At 41.3% G+C, this 1,203-nt stretch carries 1 protein-coding gene; it reads right to left on the reverse strand.

The features are described from left to right. A partial coding sequence (locus M1F37_RS02095; RefSeq protein ID WP_348771857.1) for a MucBP domain-containing protein occupies positions 1 to 1,203 on the reverse strand: 1,203 nt, incomplete at both ends.

Raw genomic sequence — 1,203 nt, forward strand, 5'->3', positions numbered from 1 at the left:
GATGTCTTAACTTTTTCGTAGACGTGCTCTGTATCTCCATTTGGAAGTTTCTTAGTCTCTACGAAGCGGTAACCTGGAATGTCTTTCTTAGGTTGTTCACCGTCTTCTGTTGGATTTCCTGGAATCTCGTTTCCTTCTTTATCCTTGAATGATGTCTTAACTTTTTCGTAGACGTGCTCTGTATCTCCATTTGGAAGTTTCTTAGTCTCTACGAAGCGGTAACCTGGGATGTCTTTCTTAGGTTGTTCACCATCTTCTGTTGGATTTCCTGGAATCTCGTTTCCTTCTTTATCCTTGAAGAATGTCTTAACTTTTTCGTAGACATGTTCTGTGTCGCCGTTTGGAAGTTTCTTGGTATCTACGAAGCGGTAGCCTGGAATATCTTTCTTAGGTTGTTCACCGTCTTCACTTGGATTTCCTGAAATCTCGTTTCCTTCTTTATCCTTGAATGATGTCTTAACTTTCTCATAAACGTGTTCTACATCGCCGTTTGGAAGTTTCTTAGTCTCTACGAAGCGGTAGCCTGGAATGTCATTCTTAGGTTGTTCGCCATCTTGACTTGGATTTCCTGGAATCTCGTTTCCTTCTTTATCCTTGAAGAATGTCTTAATTTTTTCGTAGACATGCTCTGTATCTCCATTTGGAAGTTTCTTAGTTTCAACGAAGCGGTATCCTGGAATGTCTTTCTTAGGTTGTTCACCATCTTCTGTTGGATAACCTGGAATTGCTTTACCTTCTTTATCTACAAATGTAGTAACCGGTGTTACTGTTGGTGTGTATGTTGCAGAAGCTTTTGTTCCGTTCATATCTTCACGAACAACTGTAACTGATGGAGCTGTTCCTGTAAATTCAGGTTCTGGTTTGAAGGTAACTGTTCCGTCTGGTGCTACTGTGTATGTACCAACACCTGGAATAGTCTTAGTTGTTGAACCATCGTCAAATGTAGCTGGAACAGCATCATTCATTGGAACACGGCTATCGCCTTCCTTGAATGTTGGTTTACCAGACTGTTCTTGACCTTTAGGACCAATAGTTGTAGCTGGTTCACCTGTTGGTGTTACTGGTGTTACTGTTGGTGTGTACTTAGCTGTAACTGGTGTACCGTTCTTATCTACACGTTTGACAGTCACGCCTGTTCCTGTTCCTGTGAATGATTTTTCTGGTACGAATGTTACAGTTCCGTCTGGTGCTACTGTGTATGTT

This window comes from Streptococcus mitis (assembly GCF_023109105.1).
In the GTDB taxonomy this organism is placed as follows: Bacteria; Bacillota; Bacilli; order Lactobacillales; family Streptococcaceae; genus Streptococcus; species Streptococcus mitis_BW.